General features: G+C 69.7%; 22 protein-coding genes. 19 read left to right on the top strand and 3 right to left on the bottom strand.

Annotation, left to right across the window (positions count from 1 at the left end):
• The first annotated feature begins 37 nt into the window (after positions 1-37).
• Genes IE108_RS19810 through IE108_RS19790 form a run of 5 tightly spaced genes read left to right on the top strand, consistent with a single transcriptional unit; the run spans position 38 to position 4,501 of the window.
• The gene (locus IE108_RS19810) at positions 38-340 is read left to right on the top strand and encodes a hypothetical protein (protein ID WP_229852168.1); all 303 of its coding nucleotides are present in this window, start codon (positions 38-40) and stop codon (positions 338-340) included.
• Entirely contained in the window at positions 337-1,851 is a 1,515-nt protein-coding gene (locus IE108_RS19805; RefSeq protein ID WP_064729226.1) for a putative T7SS-secreted protein, read from the top strand. The genes IE108_RS19810 and IE108_RS19805 overlap by 4 nt, the downstream gene beginning before the upstream one ends.
• Positions 1,852-1,882: 31 nt before the next feature.
• Positions 1,883-3,232 (top strand): hypothetical protein, encoded by a 1,350-nt coding sequence (locus IE108_RS19800; RefSeq protein ID WP_159394620.1) that lies wholly within the window; start codon positions 1,883-1,885, stop codon positions 3,230-3,232.
• A gap of 38 nt (positions 3,233-3,270) precedes the next feature.
• Positions 3,271-3,915: a hypothetical protein gene (locus IE108_RS19795; RefSeq protein ID WP_229852167.1), complete on the top strand. Its 645-nt coding sequence runs from the start codon at positions 3,271-3,273 to the stop codon at positions 3,913-3,915.
• Positions 3,908-4,501, top strand: a complete 594-nt coding sequence (locus tag IE108_RS19790) for a hypothetical protein (protein ID WP_064729229.1) — start codon at positions 3,908-3,910, stop codon at positions 4,499-4,501. The genes IE108_RS19795 and IE108_RS19790 overlap by 8 nt, the downstream gene beginning before the upstream one ends.
• An 84-nt stretch (positions 4,502-4,585) precedes the next feature.
• On the opposite strand, the gene IE108_RS19785 is transcribed toward IE108_RS19790, so the two are convergent.
• Entirely contained in the window at positions 4,586-5,623 is a 1,038-nt protein-coding gene (locus IE108_RS19785; RefSeq protein ID WP_064729231.1) for a hypothetical protein, read from the bottom strand.
• On the bottom strand, positions 5,620-6,276 hold the full coding sequence (locus IE108_RS19780; protein WP_064729232.1) for a hypothetical protein: 657 nt from the start codon (positions 6,274-6,276) through the stop codon (positions 5,620-5,622). The genes IE108_RS19785 and IE108_RS19780 overlap by 4 nt, the downstream gene beginning before the upstream one ends.
• A gap of 148 nt (positions 6,277-6,424) precedes the next feature.
• Here IE108_RS19780 and IE108_RS19775 point away from each other — a divergent pair, with 148 nt between their 5' ends.
• Positions 6,425-7,033 carry a hypothetical protein gene (locus IE108_RS19775; RefSeq protein ID WP_229852166.1) on the top strand — a complete coding sequence of 203 codons (609 nt, stop codon included), beginning with the start codon at positions 6,425-6,427 and terminating at the stop codon, positions 7,031-7,033.
• Between the two features lie 162 nt (positions 7,034-7,195).
• Here IE108_RS19775 and IE108_RS19770 read toward each other — a convergent pair whose 3' ends face one another.
• A complete protein-coding gene (locus IE108_RS19770) occupies positions 7,196-7,582 on the bottom strand; it encodes a hypothetical protein (protein WP_064729233.1) in 387 nt (128 codons plus the stop codon).
• A 637-nt stretch (positions 7,583-8,219) separates the two neighbouring features.
• Between IE108_RS19770 and IE108_RS19765 the strand changes: the two genes are divergently transcribed.
• The 13 genes from IE108_RS19765 (at position 8,220) to IE108_RS19705 (ending at position 18,714) form a co-directional block, all read left to right on the top strand.
• Positions 8,220-8,942, top strand: coding sequence for a hypothetical protein (locus IE108_RS19765; RefSeq protein WP_064729234.1), 723 nt, complete (start codon positions 8,220-8,222; stop codon positions 8,940-8,942).
• 17 nt (positions 8,943-8,959) lie between these two features.
• Positions 8,960-9,865: a hypothetical protein gene (locus tag IE108_RS19760; protein WP_064729235.1), complete on the top strand. Its 906-nt coding sequence runs from the start codon at positions 8,960-8,962 to the stop codon at positions 9,863-9,865.
• Positions 9,862-11,169: a TadA family conjugal transfer-associated ATPase gene (locus tag IE108_RS19755; RefSeq protein WP_064729236.1), complete on the top strand. Its 1,308-nt coding sequence runs from the start codon at positions 9,862-9,864 to the stop codon at positions 11,167-11,169. The genes IE108_RS19760 and IE108_RS19755 overlap by 4 nt, the downstream gene beginning before the upstream one ends.
• Before the next feature lie 48 nt (positions 11,170-11,217).
• A complete protein-coding gene (locus tag IE108_RS19750) occupies positions 11,218-12,219 on the top strand; it encodes a type II secretion system F family protein (protein ID WP_079163845.1) in 1,002 nt (333 codons plus the stop codon).
• Positions 12,216-13,136 (top strand): type II secretion system F family protein, encoded by a 921-nt coding sequence (locus tag IE108_RS19745; RefSeq protein WP_064729238.1) that lies wholly within the window; start codon positions 12,216-12,218, stop codon positions 13,134-13,136. Before IE108_RS19750 ends, IE108_RS19745 begins: the two co-directional genes overlap by 4 nt.
• A gap of 82 nt (positions 13,137-13,218) precedes the next feature.
• Positions 13,219-13,479, top strand: a complete 261-nt coding sequence (locus tag IE108_RS19740) for a hypothetical protein (RefSeq protein WP_030145342.1) — start codon at positions 13,219-13,221, stop codon at positions 13,477-13,479.
• 142 nt (positions 13,480-13,621) lie between these two features.
• Entirely contained in the window at positions 13,622-14,050 is a 429-nt protein-coding gene (locus tag IE108_RS19735; RefSeq protein ID WP_189397708.1) for a TadE/TadG family type IV pilus assembly protein, read from the top strand.
• Positions 14,051-14,503 carry a TadE/TadG family type IV pilus assembly protein gene (locus IE108_RS19730; RefSeq protein ID WP_079163621.1) on the top strand — a complete coding sequence of 151 codons (453 nt, stop codon included), beginning with the start codon at positions 14,051-14,053 and terminating at the stop codon, positions 14,501-14,503. It abuts the gene before it with no gap.
• On the top strand, positions 14,500-14,961 hold the full coding sequence (locus IE108_RS19725) for a TadE/TadG family type IV pilus assembly protein (RefSeq protein WP_064729239.1): 462 nt from the start codon (positions 14,500-14,502) through the stop codon (positions 14,959-14,961). Before IE108_RS19730 ends, IE108_RS19725 begins: the two co-directional genes overlap by 4 nt.
• A 48-nt stretch (positions 14,962-15,009) precedes the next feature.
• Positions 15,010-15,336 carry a hypothetical protein gene (locus IE108_RS19720; protein ID WP_064729240.1) on the top strand — a complete coding sequence of 109 codons (327 nt, stop codon included), beginning with the start codon at positions 15,010-15,012 and terminating at the stop codon, positions 15,334-15,336.
• Positions 15,333-16,757, top strand: coding sequence for a putative T7SS-secreted protein (locus tag IE108_RS19715; RefSeq protein WP_064729241.1), 1,425 nt, complete (start codon positions 15,333-15,335; stop codon positions 16,755-16,757). Before IE108_RS19720 ends, IE108_RS19715 begins: the two co-directional genes overlap by 4 nt.
• Positions 16,754-18,094: a hypothetical protein gene (locus IE108_RS19710; RefSeq protein WP_064729242.1), complete on the top strand. Its 1,341-nt coding sequence runs from the start codon at positions 16,754-16,756 to the stop codon at positions 18,092-18,094. The genes IE108_RS19715 and IE108_RS19710 overlap by 4 nt, the downstream gene beginning before the upstream one ends.
• The gene (locus tag IE108_RS19705; protein ID WP_064729243.1) at positions 18,091-18,714 is read left to right on the top strand and encodes a hypothetical protein; all 624 of its coding nucleotides are present in this window, start codon (positions 18,091-18,093) and stop codon (positions 18,712-18,714) included. Before IE108_RS19710 ends, IE108_RS19705 begins: the two co-directional genes overlap by 4 nt.
• The last annotated feature ends 3 nt before the right edge of the window (positions 18,715-18,717 follow it).

The following is an 18,717-nucleotide window of genomic DNA, read 5'->3' as shown; positions in this document are numbered from 1 at the left end:
GCCACAGGGGGAGCCGATGTCGGACCAGACTGCAGATGTGCAGCGCATCAAGGAGAGCGGCAGTGCTCTCTCCAAGATCCACCGGGACTTCACGAACCGGGCGAACCCGGCGGAGGGGCTGGGTGTGAGCACGTTGGGTGACCAAGGGCTGGTCAAGGTCTTCGACGAGTTCGGCGACAACTGGAAGATCCATCGTGAGCGTCTCATGGAGGAACTGGAGAAGCTGTCCAAGATCCTCTCCACGGCGGCCAAGGCATACGAGGACATCGACCATCAGCTTGCCGAGGCTCTCCGGGGGACCGACAAGAAGAAGCCCGGCGGCGACGGGGAGGCCAAGTGACGCGTCCCGGAGCTGACGAGTGGGCGGTCGTTGGAGAGTCCGGGGACCCCATCCCCGGTGATCCGGACGAGGTAGCCAAACTCGGCAGGGATCTGCGGAAAACGGCAGAATCCATTAGAAAGCAAGCCGAAGAGATTAAAGCGCTCTCATCGGTTGAGGCATGGAAGAGCAAAGCGGCCGAGGAGTTCCGCAGTCAGGCCGAAGAGGCCGAGGGGAAGCTGCGCAAGGCGTACAAGCGTTATGACGCCGCGGCGGATGCTCTGGGCGAGAAGGTGATGGAAGGCGGGTGCTCCACCGAGTACGCCTCGGAACTTCATCGCGCACAGAAGATGGCTGACAAGGCCTTGCGTGACGCGCAGGAGGCAGACCGCGAGCGCAAGGCGAGCGGGGTAGCAATCGACAGACTGCCCCAGGACACGGCTGACGACGATCCTGAACGCAAGAAGCTGGACAAGCGCCAGGACGAGGCGGCTTCTGCGGTGGAGCGGGCCAGGAAGGCCCTGGAGGCCGCCAAGGATGTTCGGGACGCAGCTGCCAAGCGGGCCCGGGAGTCCATCAGTTACGCCATCGAGAACGATGGGTTGAAGGACGGCACCTGGGACAAGTTCAAGGACTGGGTGAACGACAACTCCGGCTGGATCGAGAAGGTCCTCAAAGTTACGGGTTGGATCTCCACCATCTGCGGCACCTTGGCGCTCATGGTCGGGTGGATCCCGGTCATCGGACAGGCACTCGCGGGAATCCTCGGCACCATCGCCTTGGCGGCCACCCTGGTGTCCCTTGTGGGGCACACCCTGCTGGCGCTGGCCGGGAAGGGCAGTTGGTTCGACGTCGCCCTCGACGTCGTCGGACTGGCGACTCTCGGCATAGGCCGTGCCGCCCTCGCGGGAGCCAAGGGGGCATCGGCCGCGGCACAGAGCGTTGGACGGACGGCCGCCTACAAGGGCTTCATGCAAGGGGTCAAGGCGAAGCGCGGCTCCGCCGCCTGGAACAAGGCTGTGAATCAGGCATGGAAGAAGGCCAACGCCGCCAGTGGCGGCGGTATACGGGGAAAGGCCGCCGCCGAGGCTGCTGCCAAGGCGCCGAAGGGGTGGTTCCCCGGAGCCCAACGCGTGGTGGACGCCTTCAATCCGAAGCTGATCTACCGGGATTCGATCGACGGCCTCAAGGGTGTCAAGGATTTGAGCTGGAGCAATGTTCGTAAGCTCGGACAAGCGGACACATGGGCTGGGGCCAGGCTGGGCGACCCGGGCATCAGCGACGCGGCCAAGGGGATCGACCAGATGTCCGATGCCCTGCGGGCTGAGAGCGCGGTCACCGGAGCGGCAGACGTCCTCCAGACGCAGACTCGCATCTGGGCGGGCTCTACCGCCGTGGCGTCGGCCACCGACGCTCTGGACAAGGGTGAGATCACCGGCTGGATCGGCGATCATGCCGGGATACAAGGGCTGGATGACGGAGTCTGGTCGGCCACGGGGGTCAAGGACGCCACGACGACGAGTGACGGGTGAATGAGGCGAGTCATGGGCGAGGGGACGAGTGATGTCTGAGCTGCCAGGACGAGGTGATGCGGCGCGAAAGCCGGACGAGCCTGTGGTACGCCCGGGAGGCATGCCGCCCCATGGCACTCACGTCGTACGCCGGGCCCGGCTCTATGCCGACGGACCGAACCTGGTCGTACGGGACCCCCGACGCCGGGAGCGCAGGTATGCCGTTGGTGCAGGCGGCATTCGGCGCGCGGTCTTCTACCTGCCCAAAGACCTTTCCGGGATCGTGCAGAAGCGCCCTGCGGATCGCTGGGGTGTCCTGGCCCTTGAGGATGAGAACGGGCGAGACATCCTGCACGTACCCCTCGCGGGGTGGCTTCCAGAGGCGAGGAGCGTAGGCGCCCTGGACCTGCGACCCCACAAGTGCCTCAGCCGCACGGGGCTGCGCGAACTCGTCGAGAGACTTGGCATTCCGCTGGCGGAGAGTCCGCAGCCACTCACTGCCTCCGGGGTACCGGACGATGGCCAGGGCGACATGCCTGCCAGGGCGTTCTATGGAGAACTGCCCCGGTGGCACACCTGGGCCAGAGGTGTCGGCGTCTTCGGATGGTTCGTTGCTCTGGTCGTTGGCTTCGCTGTCGACCTCAGCTGGGCCATGACGGTTGCCGCGGGAGCTCTCTTCCTGCTGCCGGCAGCCGATGCGGTAGTACGCATCGGTGCGTGGTGGCGCAACAGGCAGCATGATCGCCGTGTCGAGGAAGCGGAGATCAAGCCTTCTCCGGAAGCCGGGAGCGGCGGAACGCGACGATTTCTGCGCACGGCGTCACTCAGCGTGCTCCCTCGTGAATTCGTTCTGACCAACGCGCTCGGTGAGGAACGCTGGCTCGGGCGTACCGGCCCGCACGGAGTGGCGCAGCTGGTGCGATTGGTCGACGCCTCGACGGGGGAACCGCTCGGTGTCGAGGTAAGGGACGCGGAAGGTGAGGCGCGGGCACTGCTGCCGTGGCGGTTCTGGTTCGCGGGCCCGGGGGGCAGCGATGGCTGGGCGGCATTGGTGGCGGCGCTGGGAGTGCCGTCCTCGGACGAGAAGTATCGGCGGTCAGGACCAGCGCAACCCTGGTGGCAGGGTCACGCACTCGCGGGGGATGCACGCCGAATGTCGGCCATGGAGGGTAAGGCAGCTCGTAAGCAGGTCGGCTGGTACGGCTCGGTCGTCGGTGCGAACGAAGCGATGATCCTTCCGGTCTTCAGCGCCCTGCTGCTGGTAGGGCTCCTGAGCGAAGAGGCGCCGATGTTTGCCGCCGGCGTGCTGTCCGCTCTGACCATCTTGCTGTCTCTGGGGCCCGCCACAGCCGGTGCGCTGATCAGCCGCGTCTCGTACGACAGAACCCCCGCGGCTGCGTAGGGCGAGACGTGAAGCGAGTCGATGACAACGGAGCACCAGTGACCACGCCACCCGGCAGCCAGGCGGCGCCGCCCTCCGATTACCGACTGCTCATGCCCGAGGGGTGGTTCCGTCTGGACATCGAGCCCGAACGGCGTGAACGTTCGGTCGATGCCTTGGTGAACCGCCGCTTCGAGGGAACGGACAACGCCCCCCATATCAAGCGGCAACTGCGACAGGATTTGCTGGCTCAGGCCGCCGCCGCCTTCCGCGAGGGCGGAGTCGAGCTGTACCTCAGCCTCCAGCAAGCAGGGCCCCTGACGATTCCCGCCTCCCTTCTGATCACTTTCTTGCCGGCCCCGAACAGCGCCGGCACTCTCAGCCTTGAGGACATCGCCGCTTCGCTGGCGTCAGCCAGGCAGGGCGAAGGAGAGGTCGTCCAACTCGCCGCCGGGGCAGCCCTGCGCGTTCGCCGTGCAACGGGCGGGCCTGGCCATGCGCCGCCGGCCGGGATGCCCGGGAAGACCGAGGAGTCGCTGCCGTCGGTCACGCTCGACTATCAGCTGCCGGTACCGGCGACGAGTGCCCACCTGCTCATGACCTTCTCCACGCCGCTGGTGCAGATCGCCGACGCCATGATCGAGCTCTTCGACGCGGTGGCTGGGTCACTGACATGGGTGGATGGTGAGGGGAACGATGAGTGACATTCGCGAATGCGGCATTGTGGTCCCAACCGACTGGGTGGGGCTCCCGGTCGAGCCGTCGGATGATGTCCGGAGCTGGTCCAAGGCCACCGCGGCGGAGCTGCGGAAGCGTGGGGAGGCGGCGGGCTATGACATCGACAGGGCGGCTCTGCGGAAGGATCTGCGGTCCCGGGCCGAGGACAGCCGCAGTCGCGAGCCCTTCTACGCTTTTGCTCTCTATCCCGATGGTTTCGACGCCGCCCTCGCCATCCTGGAAGTCGACCTGATCCATCCCGACGAAACGGTCCCGGAGATCACCCTCGACTGGCTGGCGGAAACCTTCAGCGCCGACGATTACGGTCCCCCGCGGATTTCCCGCACCCGCCTGCCGATCGGCCCCGCCGTTCGCATCCGGCAGAACTTCGCCGCGACTCCTCGTGCACGTCGCAGTCCGGGGATCCTCATGGAGACGCTGACATACGGAGTTCTGCCGGACGGCGCCGAAGCCGCGGTGATGCTGCTCGTGTCCTGGACTGTGCCAGGGTTGTCAGAGGAGATGGAGGAAGCTGCGGCCGGTATCGCCGAGACGCTGACCGTGAGCTTCTGACGACGCCCTCTCGGTCAGCGAACGAGCGCCGGGGGCTTGGCGGCTGTCTGTACCAGCGGAGAGGGAACCGCCCTGCCCCCGTTCTCAGCGGTTGACCGCCTGGATCTCCTGGACCGTGATGGCCTGCGTGGTCCCGAACGTGCCGTCCGGCAGGTCGCCGCCCGCGCCGCCGCTGCCCGTCCAGGCGATCTCCCAGGTGATGGTGGCCTGGAGGTCGAAGGTGCCTTCGCCGGATGAGCGGAGGTACTTGAGGCCGCAGGGCGGGGTCTGGTCGGCCTTGCCCTTGGCATACGGTTCGCCGATCGACCCGTCGCCGCTGATCGTGCACTCGCCGGAAGTGGGATAGGTTTCTGCGTCCTCAGTGCCCGGCTCCAGTTTCAGGGCTACGGGGGTCGCTGTGGTGGTGGCCTCGATGTTCAGGGCGCCCGCGTCAAGCGAGGCCGTGACGGACACCGCGTCGAACCTGGTCTTGTCGAGCCAGGCCCACGTAGGCAGATTGACCTTGGTGGTGTCGGCAGGAGCGAGCGTCACCTTCGTGGTCGGCAGCTGTATGCGGTTGTAGGCGAGCTCGGCCAGCACCTCTGGGGTGACGGCGTTCTCGACCGGTGGAGCGGTACCGTTCTCCGCCCAGAAGGGCTCCTCGTCGCACACCTGCGCCTCCGGTTCCATCCACCGGTCCTCGTCCTGCACGGCAACCCACCAGTTGCCCTCGTTCTTCTGGTCGAGGTTGTAGTTCTTGTACTTACCGTCCTTGTACTTTTCCCGCGTCTCGCCGGCACTGGTCTTGGCGTAGCTGTGCTGCCCGGGAGCATTGACGGTGGTTTCGTACATGTCCTCGATGTACTTCGAGAACTCCTCGGCAGACCGCGGCTCGTACCAGCACGCGGGCGGGGTCCAGTTACCGACCGGCTTCAGGCTTCCTGAGCCTTGCCCCGAGGAACTGGCCACGGAGCCGCGGAAGGTGACCTTGGAGCTGATGCTGTCGTTGCTGCTGGCGCCGCTGGTCTCTGCTCTCTGACCGTTCGACTCACCGGGTGTGCCCCAGGCGAACGCCGTACTCGGGGCCAACGCGATCACCCCGGCTGCTGCGCTCGCCGTAAGCCATCGGCGGCGCGTCCTCATCGGATGCACTTCTTGTTGCCCCGCTCGGATTCCAGCTTCGTCGTCTGCCAGACACCTTCGCCGTTCTTCTCCAAACGTGTGCTGTACAGCACGTAGGACTGGTCCGTTGCGGGAGCCTTGTCCACCTTGTTCGTCTTGCGGTTCTTGTTGTAGGCACCGCTCTCGTCGGCGCAGTAGACGACCCCGGCGGACTCTTTGTCGAACACATTGATGTTCGGGGCGTAGTAGCGCACTGAACCGGAGTACGTGAGACCGGCGTCGACGATGCCCTTCACCCAGTCCTGGCTGCCGGCGAGCGCCGTCTTGGCCTGGTAGAAGCTGAGGGCAGGGACATCTGGGTCGCCTTGGGTGACGGCGTACGTCACCGCAGTCTGCGATCGTCCAGCATCCGCCAAGGCGGCATCCTCAAGGGGGTCTCCGGTCTTCCAGCCCTCGAAAGTCTCTTTGACATCTCCCGGCAGCTTCATGTCCGGTCGGGCCGGGGTATCGCCCGAAGGGGTAGACGGGGTTGACGCCGCTCCAGACTCCGCCGTATCCGCACCGGGGATCTCGTCGTTGGCCTTGGAGCTGTCATCCGAACTGCCGCAGGCCGTCAGCAGCAGGGCTGCTGAGGCGGCGAGCGCGGCAGCAACGGGCAAAGAGCGGCGCTTCACAGTGAACTCCCCGTGAGACAGAAGTACGGTCTTGGCTACTGACGGTATCCGCGAGGTTGCCGGTTTCGCCAGAGCGAACTGAGTCGAGAGGGAACACGTGGCAGACGACATAGCCCACACCGGTACCAGACCGCTCACGTGGTGGCGCGTGGACTGGATCCGTTGGCTGTTGTTCAGTCTCGTATGCGCCGGCGGCTCGTTGGGGCTCGCCTGGCTGGGGCCCGTCGTGCCGCTTCCCTCCTGGGTGCGCGCACCGGCGGGCCTGCTCGCGGTCTTCGTGCTCCCGTTCGCCTCCGTGCTGGTTCCTATGCTCACGTTGCGGCGGGTGCCGCGCAAGAAGCGGAAGCTCGCATGGCAGCTCATCGTGCCGTTGACCGCAGGGGTCGCCATGGGTGTCTTCGGTACCGAAGCCGGCGGAGAGGTCGCGCTGGCCGACCGGGGCCGGTGGACCGAGGCAGTGGTCGTCGACATGGACGACAGTGGCACCAACTACTGCCGCCTTCGCTCGACCGACGGGTGGGCCATATCGCCCTCCCTTGCGGAGGGCGACGGCTGCGAGGACTGGGTGGAGGAGGGGCACGAGATGCGCGTCCGGTACGACCCCGAAGGCATCGCCGGTCCGACCGAGGACACCGGGGACAGGGACAGCGGTTCCGACGGGACGCTGCTCGCGTCGCTCTTCGGCGCGGCCGTAGTGATGGGCACCTGGGGCGGCGTGCGGCAGAGCAGGTGGGATCGGGAGTATGGCGTTGCCTGATGCGCCGGTGGGGTGGGGCTTCTCTGCTACCGGTGGCGCCGCGCCGCCGGCGAAGAGCGTCGTGCGCGGGAGCGGGAGCGCCTGCGGAAGCTGCGCAAGAAGGGCAAGGGGAAGAGTCGCGCCGCTCGGTAGTGGTGCCGGGGGGCCGGAGGCAGCAGTGACTCAGGCGAGCGCCCCCCTTGGCAGTTCCACCGTCTGGAACCGCACCCACCGCCCCAGCCACGCGCTCCTTCCCGCCGCCACGAACAGCACTGCGAGCGCCAGCGGCGCGCAGCCGGGCTTGTCCGTGGTCACCTCGTCGGGGGACTGGGCGAACAGGAACTTCTCGTCCGTCTTCTCCACCTTGAGCCCGCCGACCTCCGGCTCCGTGACCATCGTCTTGGCCAGGCGCTCCGCCGGCGAGGGCTGCGCAGCCCCGGACGTGGCCGCCTCCGGCTTCCCGGCGGTCGGGTCCCCGTCCGAACCGGAATCCCCACCACACGCCGTGAGCGCGGCCAGAGCAAGCAGGGACAGGGCGGAGAGAGCGGTGGCCTTCGTGGCGGGGTTCATCGGGGGCTCCTTGATGTGGGGGAGTGGGGGGCGGTGGAGGGTCGGGGGCTAGGCCTCGTCCGCCGGCTTCCGCAGTTCGAAGGAGAGCTCCGGCACCCGCGCGCCCGCCATCGCCCCTCATACCGGAAGAAGGCCCACCGACGCCCCCGTGATCTCTCCGTGCTCGCCCCGTCACCGATCCGAGCGAAGATCATGGCATGACCGGTCCGCTCCCTCGTGAGTGAATCGTGCAGGCCTGATGGGCGCACCGTGACGAAGGGCACGCGGACGGTGTTCGTTCGCGGCGGGCGTGGATTCGCATGCGCACAGCGGAGGCGTGGTTTCCGGCGCTGCGCTCAAGGGGGTTTCGTGGACGTGGAGTTGCAGATGAATAACGGTGTTCGGGGTGGTGGGGCGGGGGGTGGCGACGCCTTGAGGGGCTTATGTGTGGCTGATACGGTGCGATGGCTTGACACCCGCCTCCCTGCTGGCCATTCGCCCAGGTAGGACGGGTGTGTGAGGGGATGTCCCGGGGCGTCACCGGTCGGGTGGACGCGGGTGGAGTGTCCGAATTTGCAGATGATTCTGCGTACTTGGGCCGTCCCGGCTCGGGTGTGAACGTGGCAGACGAATTCTTGGTCGTACGGGGAGCGGTTGCGTGAAGATCCAGGAGCGTACGGGGGCGGGCGCGGGGCGTTCCGCGGCTCCGGCTCAGCCTTCGGTCGGTGACCGGCTTCCCAGCCCTCCTCGCGAGCGCAAACCCGCGCTCGCCGCGTTGGCGGTGCTGCTGATCCTGCTGGGCGCGCTCGGGGCGACGATGCTCGTCCTGCGCGTCGGCGACCGGGTCGAGGCGATCCAGATCACGGCCGACATCAAGCCCGGTGAGTCCATCAACAAGAACAACATCAAGGTCGTCATGGTGAACGACGACTCCGGTGCCAACTTCGTGCCGTGGGAGCAGCGTGCGGGGCTGATGGAGCTCCAGGCGAAGTCCAGGCTCTACACGGGCACGGTCGTCGTCGGTGAGATGTTCGCCAAGAAGGCCGACATGGAACAGGGCAAGGCGACGGTCGGCGTGTCCCTCAAGGAGGGGCAGTTCCCGTCCGGCCTCGACGCGGGCGACAACGTCGCCGTCTACCGCGTCGGCAGCAAGGCCGCCGGCAACACCGGCCAGGAGGGCGGTGCCTCCGGTTCGGCCGGCGGCGACAACTCCCTGCTGGTCGAGCGTGCCGTGGTCGAGTCCGCGCCGGCCGCCGGTGGCGACGGCCTCGCGAGCACCAGCCAGGCCGCCACGCTGACCGTCGACGCCGACGACGCCTCCGCCGTCGCGCAGGCCGCGTCCGCCGGTGAGGTCGCCGTCGTCCTGATCCCCGGCAACTAGAAGGCGACCCCCATCCCATGGCCCTCATCGCACTGGCCGCCGACAAGGGTTCCCCCGGCGTCACCACCGCGGCCGTCGCCCTCGCGGCGGTCTGGCCGCGCCGTGTCCTGCTGGCCGAGACCGATCCGGCCGGCGGCGACCTGGTGTACCGGTCCGCCGCCGCGCACGGCGGTCCGCTGAACCCGAACACCGGCATGCTGTCGATCGCCGCCACCGCGCGCCGCGGCCTCGTACCCGACCAGCTCTGGGACCACGTACAGCCCCTGAGCGGCGGCCTCGAAGTCCTCGTCGGGCTCGGCATCTCCGAGCAGGCCGCCGGGCTCGCCGGGCTGTGGCCCACCCTCGGCCGGGCCTTCGCCTCCCTCGCCGACTCCCCGAACGCGCCGGCCGACGTCATCGCCGACTGCGGCCGTATCAGCGGGGACAGCCCGGCGACGGAGCTGTTCCAGCACGCCGCGCTCGTCCTCCTGCTCTCCCGCACCGAGCCGGAGGCCATCGCCCGCGTGCGCGACCGCGCCGCCGCCCTCTCCAACAAACTGCACGGCGGAGCGCGCGGCGCCGCGAACGCGGGCATGCCGCTGATCGGCGTCGTCCTCGTCGCCGACACGAACAACGCCGCCAAGCTGTCCGGCCAGGTCAACGACATGCTCGTGCACGCCCAGACCGGCGCCCGCGTGGTCGGCACGATCGCCGACGACCCGGCCGGCGCGGACCAGTTGGCCGGGCGCAGGCGCGGGCGGCTGGAGAAGTCGCTGCTCATCCGCTCGGCACGCAAGGTCACGTCGGACCTGTACCAGCAGTTCGGCGCCGCCTGGTCGATGCCCACCGGACCCGCCGGACACCACTCCGCCGGCCACCACCCCGCCGGACACGACGGCCCCGCCGGCACCGGCATGCCCGGCCACGCGGGGGCCGGCCGATGACCGCTGTCGACCACTCGTTGGTCAAGCGGTTCCGGCAGGACGCCGGCGACCGCATCGCCGAGCAGCGCCGCCAGGACCAGGCCGCCGGCGTCACGCCGATGTCCACCGAGGACGAACGGCACTACGCCCGCGCGGTCATAGCCCAGATCCTGGAGGAGTACGCCCGCGCCGAGATCAACGCCGGGCGTACGCCGCTGGACGCGGAGACGGAGGAGGCGTACGCCGCCGCGGTGCACGCCGCGCTGTTCGGCGTGGGGCGGCTCCAGCCGCTGCTCGACGACCCCGAGGTCGAGAACATCGACATCAACGGCTGCGACCACGTCTTCGTCGGCTACTCCGACGGGCGCGAGACGCGCGGCGAGCCGGTCGCCGAGACCGATGAGGAACTCATCGAGCTGATCCAGATCCTCGGCGCGTACTCGGGCCTCTCGTCCCGCCCCTTCGACTCCGCCAACCCGCAGCTCGACCTGCGGCTGCCGGACGGTTCGCGACTGTCGGCGGTCATGGACGTCGCCCGGCGCCCCGCGCTCTCCATCCGTCGCGCCCGCATGGGCAAGGTCTTCATCTCCGACCTGGTCGGCAACGGAACCCTCGCCCCCGAGCTGGGCCACTTCCTGGCCTGCGCGGTGCGCGCCCGCAAGAACATCATGATCGCCGGTGCGACCAACGCCGGGAAGACGACGCTGCTGCGCGCCCTCGCCAACGAGATCCCGCCGCACGAGCGCCTGATCACGGTCGAGCGCGCGCTGGAGCTCGGCCTCGACACCTTCCCCGACCTGCACCCCAACGTGGTCGCGTTCGAGGAACGGCTGCCCAACTCCGAGGGCCAGGGCACGATCGGCATGGCGGAACTGGTCCGCCGCAGCCTCCGTATGAACCCCTCCCGCGTCATCGTCGGCGAGGTGCTCGGCGACGAGATCGTGACCATGCTGAACGCCATGTCGCAGGGCAACGACGGCTCGCTCTCCACGATCCACGCCAACAGCTCGCACGAGGTCTTCAACCGCATCTCCACCTACGCCCTCCAGGCGTCGGAGCGGCTGCCGATCGAGGCCAGCCAGATGCTGGTGGCCGGCGCGGTGAACTTCGTCGTCTTCATCCAGCGGCGCAACAACTTCCAGAGCGGCGGCCGCCTCCAGCGCGTGGTCACCTCCGTCCGCGAGGTGAACGGCGTCGACGGCCGGGTGCTGTCCAGCGAGGTCTTCGCCGAGACGCCCGACGGCCAGGTCGTACCGCACGCCCCCATAGCCTGCCTGGAGGAACTCATCGCCTACGGCTACCGGCCCAACGGAACCTGGGGGTGACGGGAGATGGAGATGAACACCCTCGCGGCCCTCGACTCCCTCGGCTCCATGGGCGGCCTGTTCTCGACCACGGTCCTGTACGCGCTCGGCTGCGGAGTCGCCGTCGGCGGCGGCCTCGCCCTGTTCCTGGTCGCCGTACGCGGACTGCCCGCCAAGCCCGAACACGAGAAGCGGCAGGCCAGTGAGCGGGTCAACGAGCTGATCCGCTGGGCGGGCCGGCGCGGCTCGGCCGCCGCCATCGTCGGCCTCGTCGTCCTGCTCCTCACCCGCTGGGCGGTGCTGGGCATCGCGGCCGGCGTCCTCGTCTTCTTCTGGGACCGCCTCTTCGGCGGCGCCGCCGAGGAACGCGCCGCCATGAAGCGGGTGGAGGCCCTCGCCTCCTGGACCGAGTCGCTGCGCGACACCATCGCGGGCGCCGTCGGCCTGGAGCAGGCCATCCCGGCCTCCGCCCGCGCCGCGGCCCCCGTACTCCGGCCCCACCTGGACGCCCTGGTCGACCGGCTGCGCTCGCGCACCCCGCTGCCCGACGCGCTCCAGCACCTGGCCGACGAGATCGACGACGCCTCCGCCGACATCATCGTCGCCGCGCTGATCCTCAACGCCCGCCTGCGCGGCCCCGGTCTGCGGCAGGTCCTCGGCGCGCTCGCCAAGTCCGCGCGCGAGGAGGTCGACATGCGCCAGCGCGTGATGGCGCAGCGCGCCTCGACCCGCCGTTCGGTGCAGATCGTCGTCGCGGTGTCGGTGCTGTTCGTGCTCGGCCTGTCCGTCTTCAACCGCGACTTCGTCGAGCCGTACGGATCGCCCGTCGGTCAGCTCGTGCTGGCCTGCGTGTGCGGCCTGTTCGCGCTGGGCTTCTGGTGGCTGCGCAAGCTGTCGACCATCGAGACACCGGAGCGCTTCCTGGTCCGGGACGGTTCGGATGTGCAGTTCGTACGTCCCCGCACCCCGGGTCAGCCGGGTCCGCAGGGCCACCCGGGTCAGCCCGCGCAGCGACTGCCGCAACCGGCGCAGCCGTCGCAGGCGTCTGGTGACGAGGGGGTACGACGATGAACCTGACCATGCCGGTCCTGGTCGGCGCCGTCATCGGACTGGGCGTCTACGCCCTGGTCCGCGCGCTGATGCCGAGCAGGCGCAGCCCGATCCAGCAGGTCGCCCGGATCGACGCGATGCGGGCGCGCGGGGCGGCGTACGGGGCGTCGCGGACGGCGCAGGACACCAGCCGCTTCGGCTCGTTGCGGGCCCAGGTGGGCGCGCGCGTCGCCGAGTTGTATCTCCAGCAGGGCTGGGAGCAGCGCTCACTGCGCGCGGACCTGGCGGTGCTCGACCGCAGCTGGGAGAAGTTCCTGGCGACGAAGGCGCTGCTGGCGGCGGGCGGTCTGTTCTTCGGTCCGTTCCTGTTCGCGATCGTCTGGCAGCTCGGCTTCGGCGACAGCCCGATCATCCCGGTCTGGCTGGCTCTGCTCTGCGCGGTGCTCTTCTTCTTCCTGCCCGACCTCGAAGTACGCCGGGACGCGCAGGAGAAGCGCCGTGACCTGCGGCGTGTCATCGGCGCCTACCTGGACCTGGTCTCCATGAGCCTGGCCGGCGGCCGCGGTCTGCCGGAGGCGCTGATGGCGGCGGCGGAGGTGTCGGACGGCTGGGCGACCCACCGCATCCGCAACGCCCTGGCCGACGCGCGCATCACCGGCATCAGCCAGTGGCAGGCGCTGGGGCAGCTCGGGGAGGACCTGGGCGTCGAGGAACTGAAGGACCTCTCCGCCTCGCTCGCCCTGGTGGCGGACGACGGAGCCAAGGTCCGCGAGTCGCTGGCCTCCCGCGCGGAGACCATGCGCCACCGCGAACTGGCCGAGATCGAGGGCAGCGCGGGCGAGAAGTCCCAGTCGATGCTCGTGGCGCAGCTCCTGCTGTGCGCCGGGTTCCTGGTCTTCCTGATCTACCCCGCGGCGATGCGGGTGTTCCAGGTGTGACGCCGGCGAAGCCAGTGACGCCAGCCGCGGGCCACTCCGGGCCGCATCGCTCCCAGAACCGACACGAGAGGACAGACTCACCATGAACGGACGCAACCTCCGCACCGGCACCACCGGCATCGTGCCCGTGGACTTCCTGATCACCTTCCTGCGGGCCCGCGTGGACCGCGCCCGCTCCGGCGAACTGGACCGCGGCGCGTCCGCCGTCGAGTGGGTCATCATCTCCGCGGTCGTCGTCGCGATCGTCGGCGTGGTGGCCGCCATCATCAACGCCGCGCTCAGCGACGGCGCCAACAAGGTCGGCGACTGCATCAAGGGCGCGGACGCGGGCAAGACCTGCTGACCGGCCGACGTACGGCGCTGACGGGGACGATGTGACGGGACGGACGGGGACGGGGATGCCGGGTGCCGCGCGCGGCAGACGCGGCGTGCTCGGCGTGCTTGGCGGCGCCTTGGGGGGCGTACGCGGACGGGTGCGCCGCAGGGTGGAGACCGCGCGGAACGCCGCGGCCACCCGCGGCGACGACTCCGGCATGACCGCGATCGAGTTCGTGCTGCTCACGCCGGTGCTGTTCTTCATGATCTTCGCGACGGTGCAGTTCGGGCTGTACTTCTTCGCCGACCACGTGGCGCAGGCGGCGGCCCAGGCGGGCGCGCGCAAGGCCCGCGCGACGGCCGACGCGCAGCCGGGCGGCTGGCGCGGGGAGGCCCAGGACGTGGTCGACAGCTACATCCGCCAACTCGGTCCGCAGCTGGTCCTGTCGCCGGACGTGAAGCTGCTCCAGCCGGAACAGGACACGGTGGGCGTGGAGATCACGGCCCGCATCCCGACGGTCTTCCCGGGCCTGGACCTGACGGTGCACGCGCAGTCGGTGGGCCCGGTGGAGCGCTTCGTGCAGGAGGGGGAGAACTAGATGGACGCGTTTCCCCTGGCGAGGCCGCCCCGCCGCCGCCCCTGCGACGACGAAGGCCCCTGCGACGACAAAGGGCTGTCGACCATCGAGGTGGTCATCCTCGCCCCCGTGATGATCCTCTTCATCCTGGTCCTGGTGGCCTTCGGCCAGCTGGTCGACGGCCGCGGCGCCCTCGACGGCGCGGCCCGGGACGCCGCTCGCGCGGGCTCGATCCAGAAGGACCACGGCACGGCGATCGCCGAGGCGAAGAAGGCGGCCGAGTCCAACCTCGCGGACGTCTGCTCGGGCCCCGTCTCGGTCGTCCAGAAGAGCCCCGGCTTCGAACCCGACACCCTCTTCACGGTCGAGGTGAGCTGCGAGGTACGCGGCCTGGCCTCGATCGGCCTGAACGTCCCGACCACCCTGTCGGCGACCTTCAGCTCCCCGCTGGACCCGTACCGGAGGACCGCGTGAGATCTTCCGTGCGCCACTGGCTCGCCGCCCGGCGCGCCCACCTGGACGACCGCGGCTCGGGCGCCGGCGCGGTCATCATCTTCGCCCTGGTCTTCCTCTCCCTCTCCGCCTTCGTCATCGACGGCGGCATGTCCATCTCGAAGCGCGAACGCGCCGCGGACATCGCCGAACAGGCCGCCCGCTACGCCGCCCAGGACATCGACCGCGAGGCCCTCTACGACGACGTCGGCGGCCCCGCCCCCATCAACTACGAGAACTGCGACGCCCGCGTGAAGGCCTTCGCCGCGGAGATGGACATGACCGGCGCGGACATCGCCGCGACGTACTGCGTCACGGCCGACGCGGCCCAGGTCGAGGTCGAAGTCCAGCTCACGTACTCCCCGGTCTTCACCGGCATGTTCTACGGGGGCGACGTGGTGGTCCACGGGCAGGCGGTGGCGGAGAACGAGGTGGGGTGACCCCGGTCCCGGGACGGCGGGCGCTGACGTTGCGCGGAGGAGGAGAGCATGGGTGACCAGGAAGCCGACATCGACCGGATCCGGGAGAGCGCCCGGGCTCTGAGCCGTATCCGGAAGACGTTCGCCGAACGGGCCAATCCGGCGGAGGGGTACGGCGTCGGCGAGATCGGGTCGGAGAAGATCCTCGACGCCTTCGAGAAGTTCGGCAGCAACTGGAAGATCCACCGCAGACAGCTGACGGACGAGCTGGAGAAGCTCCACGGGATCACCAAGGGCGCGGCGGACGCGTACGACAAGATCGACCACGAGCTGGCGGAGGCCCTGCGCCGCGCGGACCGGAAGGCGAAGGACGGCAGGAAGGAGGCGGGCAGTTGACGCGTCCCGCAGCCCACCGCTGGGCGGTGCTCGACGAGGCCTCCGACCCGGTACCCGGCGATCCCGAGGAGGTGGCCCGGCTCGGCCGGCAGCTGCGCAAGACCGCCGAGGCCATCGAGAAGGAGGCCCGGGAGATCAAGGAACTGGCCTCCGTCGAGAACTGGAAGGGCAAGGCGGCCACCGAGTTCCGCGGAGCGGCCGAGGGCGCCGGCGACAAGCTCCGCAAGGCGTTCAAGCGGTACGACGAGGCCGCCGACGCACTTGGTACGCGCGTCGTGGACGGGGTGTGCAGCACGGAGTACGCCTCGGAGCTGCACCGGGCGCAGCAGATGGCCGACAAGGCGTTGCACGACGCCGAGGCCGCCGACGAGGACGACCGCGCCGCGCAGCGGTCACTTGACGGGCAGCCCGAGGACGTACCCAAGGACGATCCCGACACCAAGAAGTACAAGGAACAGCAGGAGAACGCCTCGTCGGCGCTGTCCGCGGCCAAGGAGGCGCTGCGCACCGCCAAGGAGGTCCGCGACGCCGCCGCGAGCCGGGCGGCGGACGCGATCCACGACGTCATCGAGAACGACGGTCTCAAGGACGGCTGGACGGACAAGTTCAAGAACTGGGTCCACGAGAACGCCGGCTGGCTCACCCAGATCTCCAAATGGGCGGGCCGTATCGCGCTGTGGGCAGGCGTGGCGGCGCTCGCCCTGGGCTGGATCCCGGTCATCGGCCAGGCCATCGCCGTCGTCGCCAACGCCGTCGCCCTGCTGGCCAGCGTCGTCGCCCTCGCCACCGACCTGGTGCTGGCGCTCGGAGGTGAGGGCAGCTGGAAGTCGGTGATCCTGGACGCCGTCGGCGTCGCCACCTTCGGCCTCGGACGCGCGGCGATGGCCGGAGCCAAGGGCGTCGCGGCCGGCAGCAAGGCCCTCGCGCGGAGCAGCCTCTACAAGAACGCCGTGGCCTCCGGAATGAAGACCAACAAGGCCTGGAACCTCGCCAACCGGGGTGCGCAGGGCGCCCTCCGCGGCAAGGACGCCGCACGGGCGATGGCCGCCATGCCCAAGGGGAAGCTGCCCACCTGGAGCAACCTGAAGGAGGGGTTCAGCCCCGTCTCCCTGTACCGCGATAGCGTCGACGGCGTGAAGTCCATCGGCAACGCGTTCTCCAGGCAGGGCTGGCGCGAAGGTCTCCAGGGCATGGCCGCGCCCCGTTCTGCGGGCACCCTCGATCCCGACCTGGCCAGGGCCGCCGCCGACCTCGACGGCATCGCACCCGCGGCGACGCAGATGCCGGCGATCAGCAGTGCCCTGAACAACTTCTCCGGCCAGACCAACGTGTGGGCCGGTGCCACGGCCACAGGTGTCGCCGCCGGTTCCGAGGGCGCCTACGGCGCGGTCACTTCCCTGTACGAAGGGGCCACGGGATGACGCAGCCCCCCGAGCCCGCGCTCCGCCCGGCCGCCTCGCGCGGTCCGGGACTGGAACGCTGCCGGGTGTCCCGGCTCTTCGTCGAGGACGGCGAGCTGGTGCTGCGCACCCGTCGCCGCACCCGGCGCCTTCCGGTGGGCGGTACGGGTATCGCACGGGCCGTCTTCGTGGACGTTCCCGGTGCGGACATGGAGCGTATGGGGCCCCCGATCCCCGGCTCCTGGGGAGAGCTGCAACTGCAGGACCGGGACGGTGGTCCGATCGCCCGGCTCGACGTGGAGCAGTGGCTGCCCGAGACTCCGGTGCTGCCCAAGCGATCCGTTCAGGGCGAGCACCTTCTCGGCCGCTCGGGGGTGGCCTCGCTGCTCAAGGCGGCCGGCATTCCTCTGCACGTGGTCCGGGACAGAAACGATCCGCTGGTGGCGCCGGACGGTGGCGGCGTCCGGCTCGGGCCGGGCGGCGACTTCCCTTTCTGGTACTGGGCGGTCCGCGCCGCCGCCGGGGTCACCTGGTTCGCCGTCTTCACGTTCCTCGTCATCTCCGACAGCGCTGCGCCCTGGGCCGTACTCCTCCTGTCGTCCGCCGCGCTCACTGCCCCGCTCGCCCGGATCGTCCTGCGGGCCTGGACCTGGCTGGGCCGCGACCGGCACGCTCCAGTCGTCCGCGAGCGCGTCGCCCCCTCGCCCGCACCGGGGTGCGGTGCGACCGTCAGGTTCCGCCGGGACACGGAACTGCGCGTGCAGGACGCGGATCTCGTCCTGCGGGACCTGGGCGGGCAGGAGTACTGGTTCCCGCTGACCGGGCCGCACGCCGTGCGAAGCCTGGCCCGGGTGAACGCCCACACCGGCACCCCGCTCGGGGTGGAGGTGCGGGGCCCGGGGGAACAGGTGCGGGCCGTGCTCCCATGGGACCTCTGGTTCGCCGGCGAGTCGGGCGCCGAGGGCTGGTCCCGGCTGCGCCGCGCCGCCGGGCTGACGGTGTCCGAACGCCGCCTGGGCCCGAAGACGCACTGGCCCAAAGGCCCTGTCCTGGGCCCGCGGATACTCCCGGAGTCGCCCCGTGCGGCCCGCCGCGAATCGCGCTTCCCCGGCACCATCGCCGGCGTCTCGTCGACGGCCGTCATGGCCTTCGCGTCGGCCTTCTCCATGGTGCAGGGACTGGGGATCTCCGATGAGCACCCCGAGGCGTCACTGACCGCGGTGCTCATGGGGGTCCTCGGCCTGATCCTCCAGGTCGCACCGTACGCCGTCCACCAACTGGTCAGCCGTCTCCGGCTCGACAGGCCGCTTCGGCCACTCGAGTCGTCGCCACAGACATCCAGGGAGGTTTCCGGATGACGCCCACCGAGAACGACACGGCCCCCGCCGACTACCGTCTGCTGCTGCCCGACGGCTGGTTCCGGATCCTGCTGACCCCCGACATGCGGAACAGCTCGGTCGACGCGCTGGTGGAGCGCCAGTTCAACGGCATCGACAACGCCCCGCATCTCAAGGAGGAGTTGCGCGCGGACCTGCGGCGCCGCGCCGCCAAGGCCTACCGCAGCGGGGGCATCGAGCTCTACCTCAGTCTCCAGGAGGCGGGTCCCTTCACCGTGCCCGCCTCGCTGCTGGTCACGCTGGCACCGCTGCGCCATGCCGAGCCACTCTCGCCACAGGACCTGGCCCGAGCCCTGGCAGCGGAAGCCGAGCCCGGAGAGGCGCCGGAGGTGAGCGTCGAGGAACTGGCCGCCGGCGCCGCCGTACGCGTGCGCAGACGCACGGAGCAGCCCTCTGCGGACGATGACATGAGCGCCGAGACGCCATCCGCTCCCGTCTCCGTGTCCGTCGAGTATCACGTGCCCGTGCCTGGTACGGCCGCGTTCCTCCTGCTCACCTTCTCCACCCCTCTGGAACCGATCGCCGACGCCATGGCCGGCCTCTTCGACGCGATCGCGGGCTCGCTGACCTGGACGGAGTGACCG

It is taken from the genome of Streptomyces parvulus (assembly GCF_014648855.1).
Lineage (GTDB): Bacteria > Actinomycetota > Actinomycetes > Streptomycetales > Streptomycetaceae > Streptomyces > Streptomyces parvulus.
This window is presented reverse-complemented; position numbering and strand designations above follow the sequence as displayed.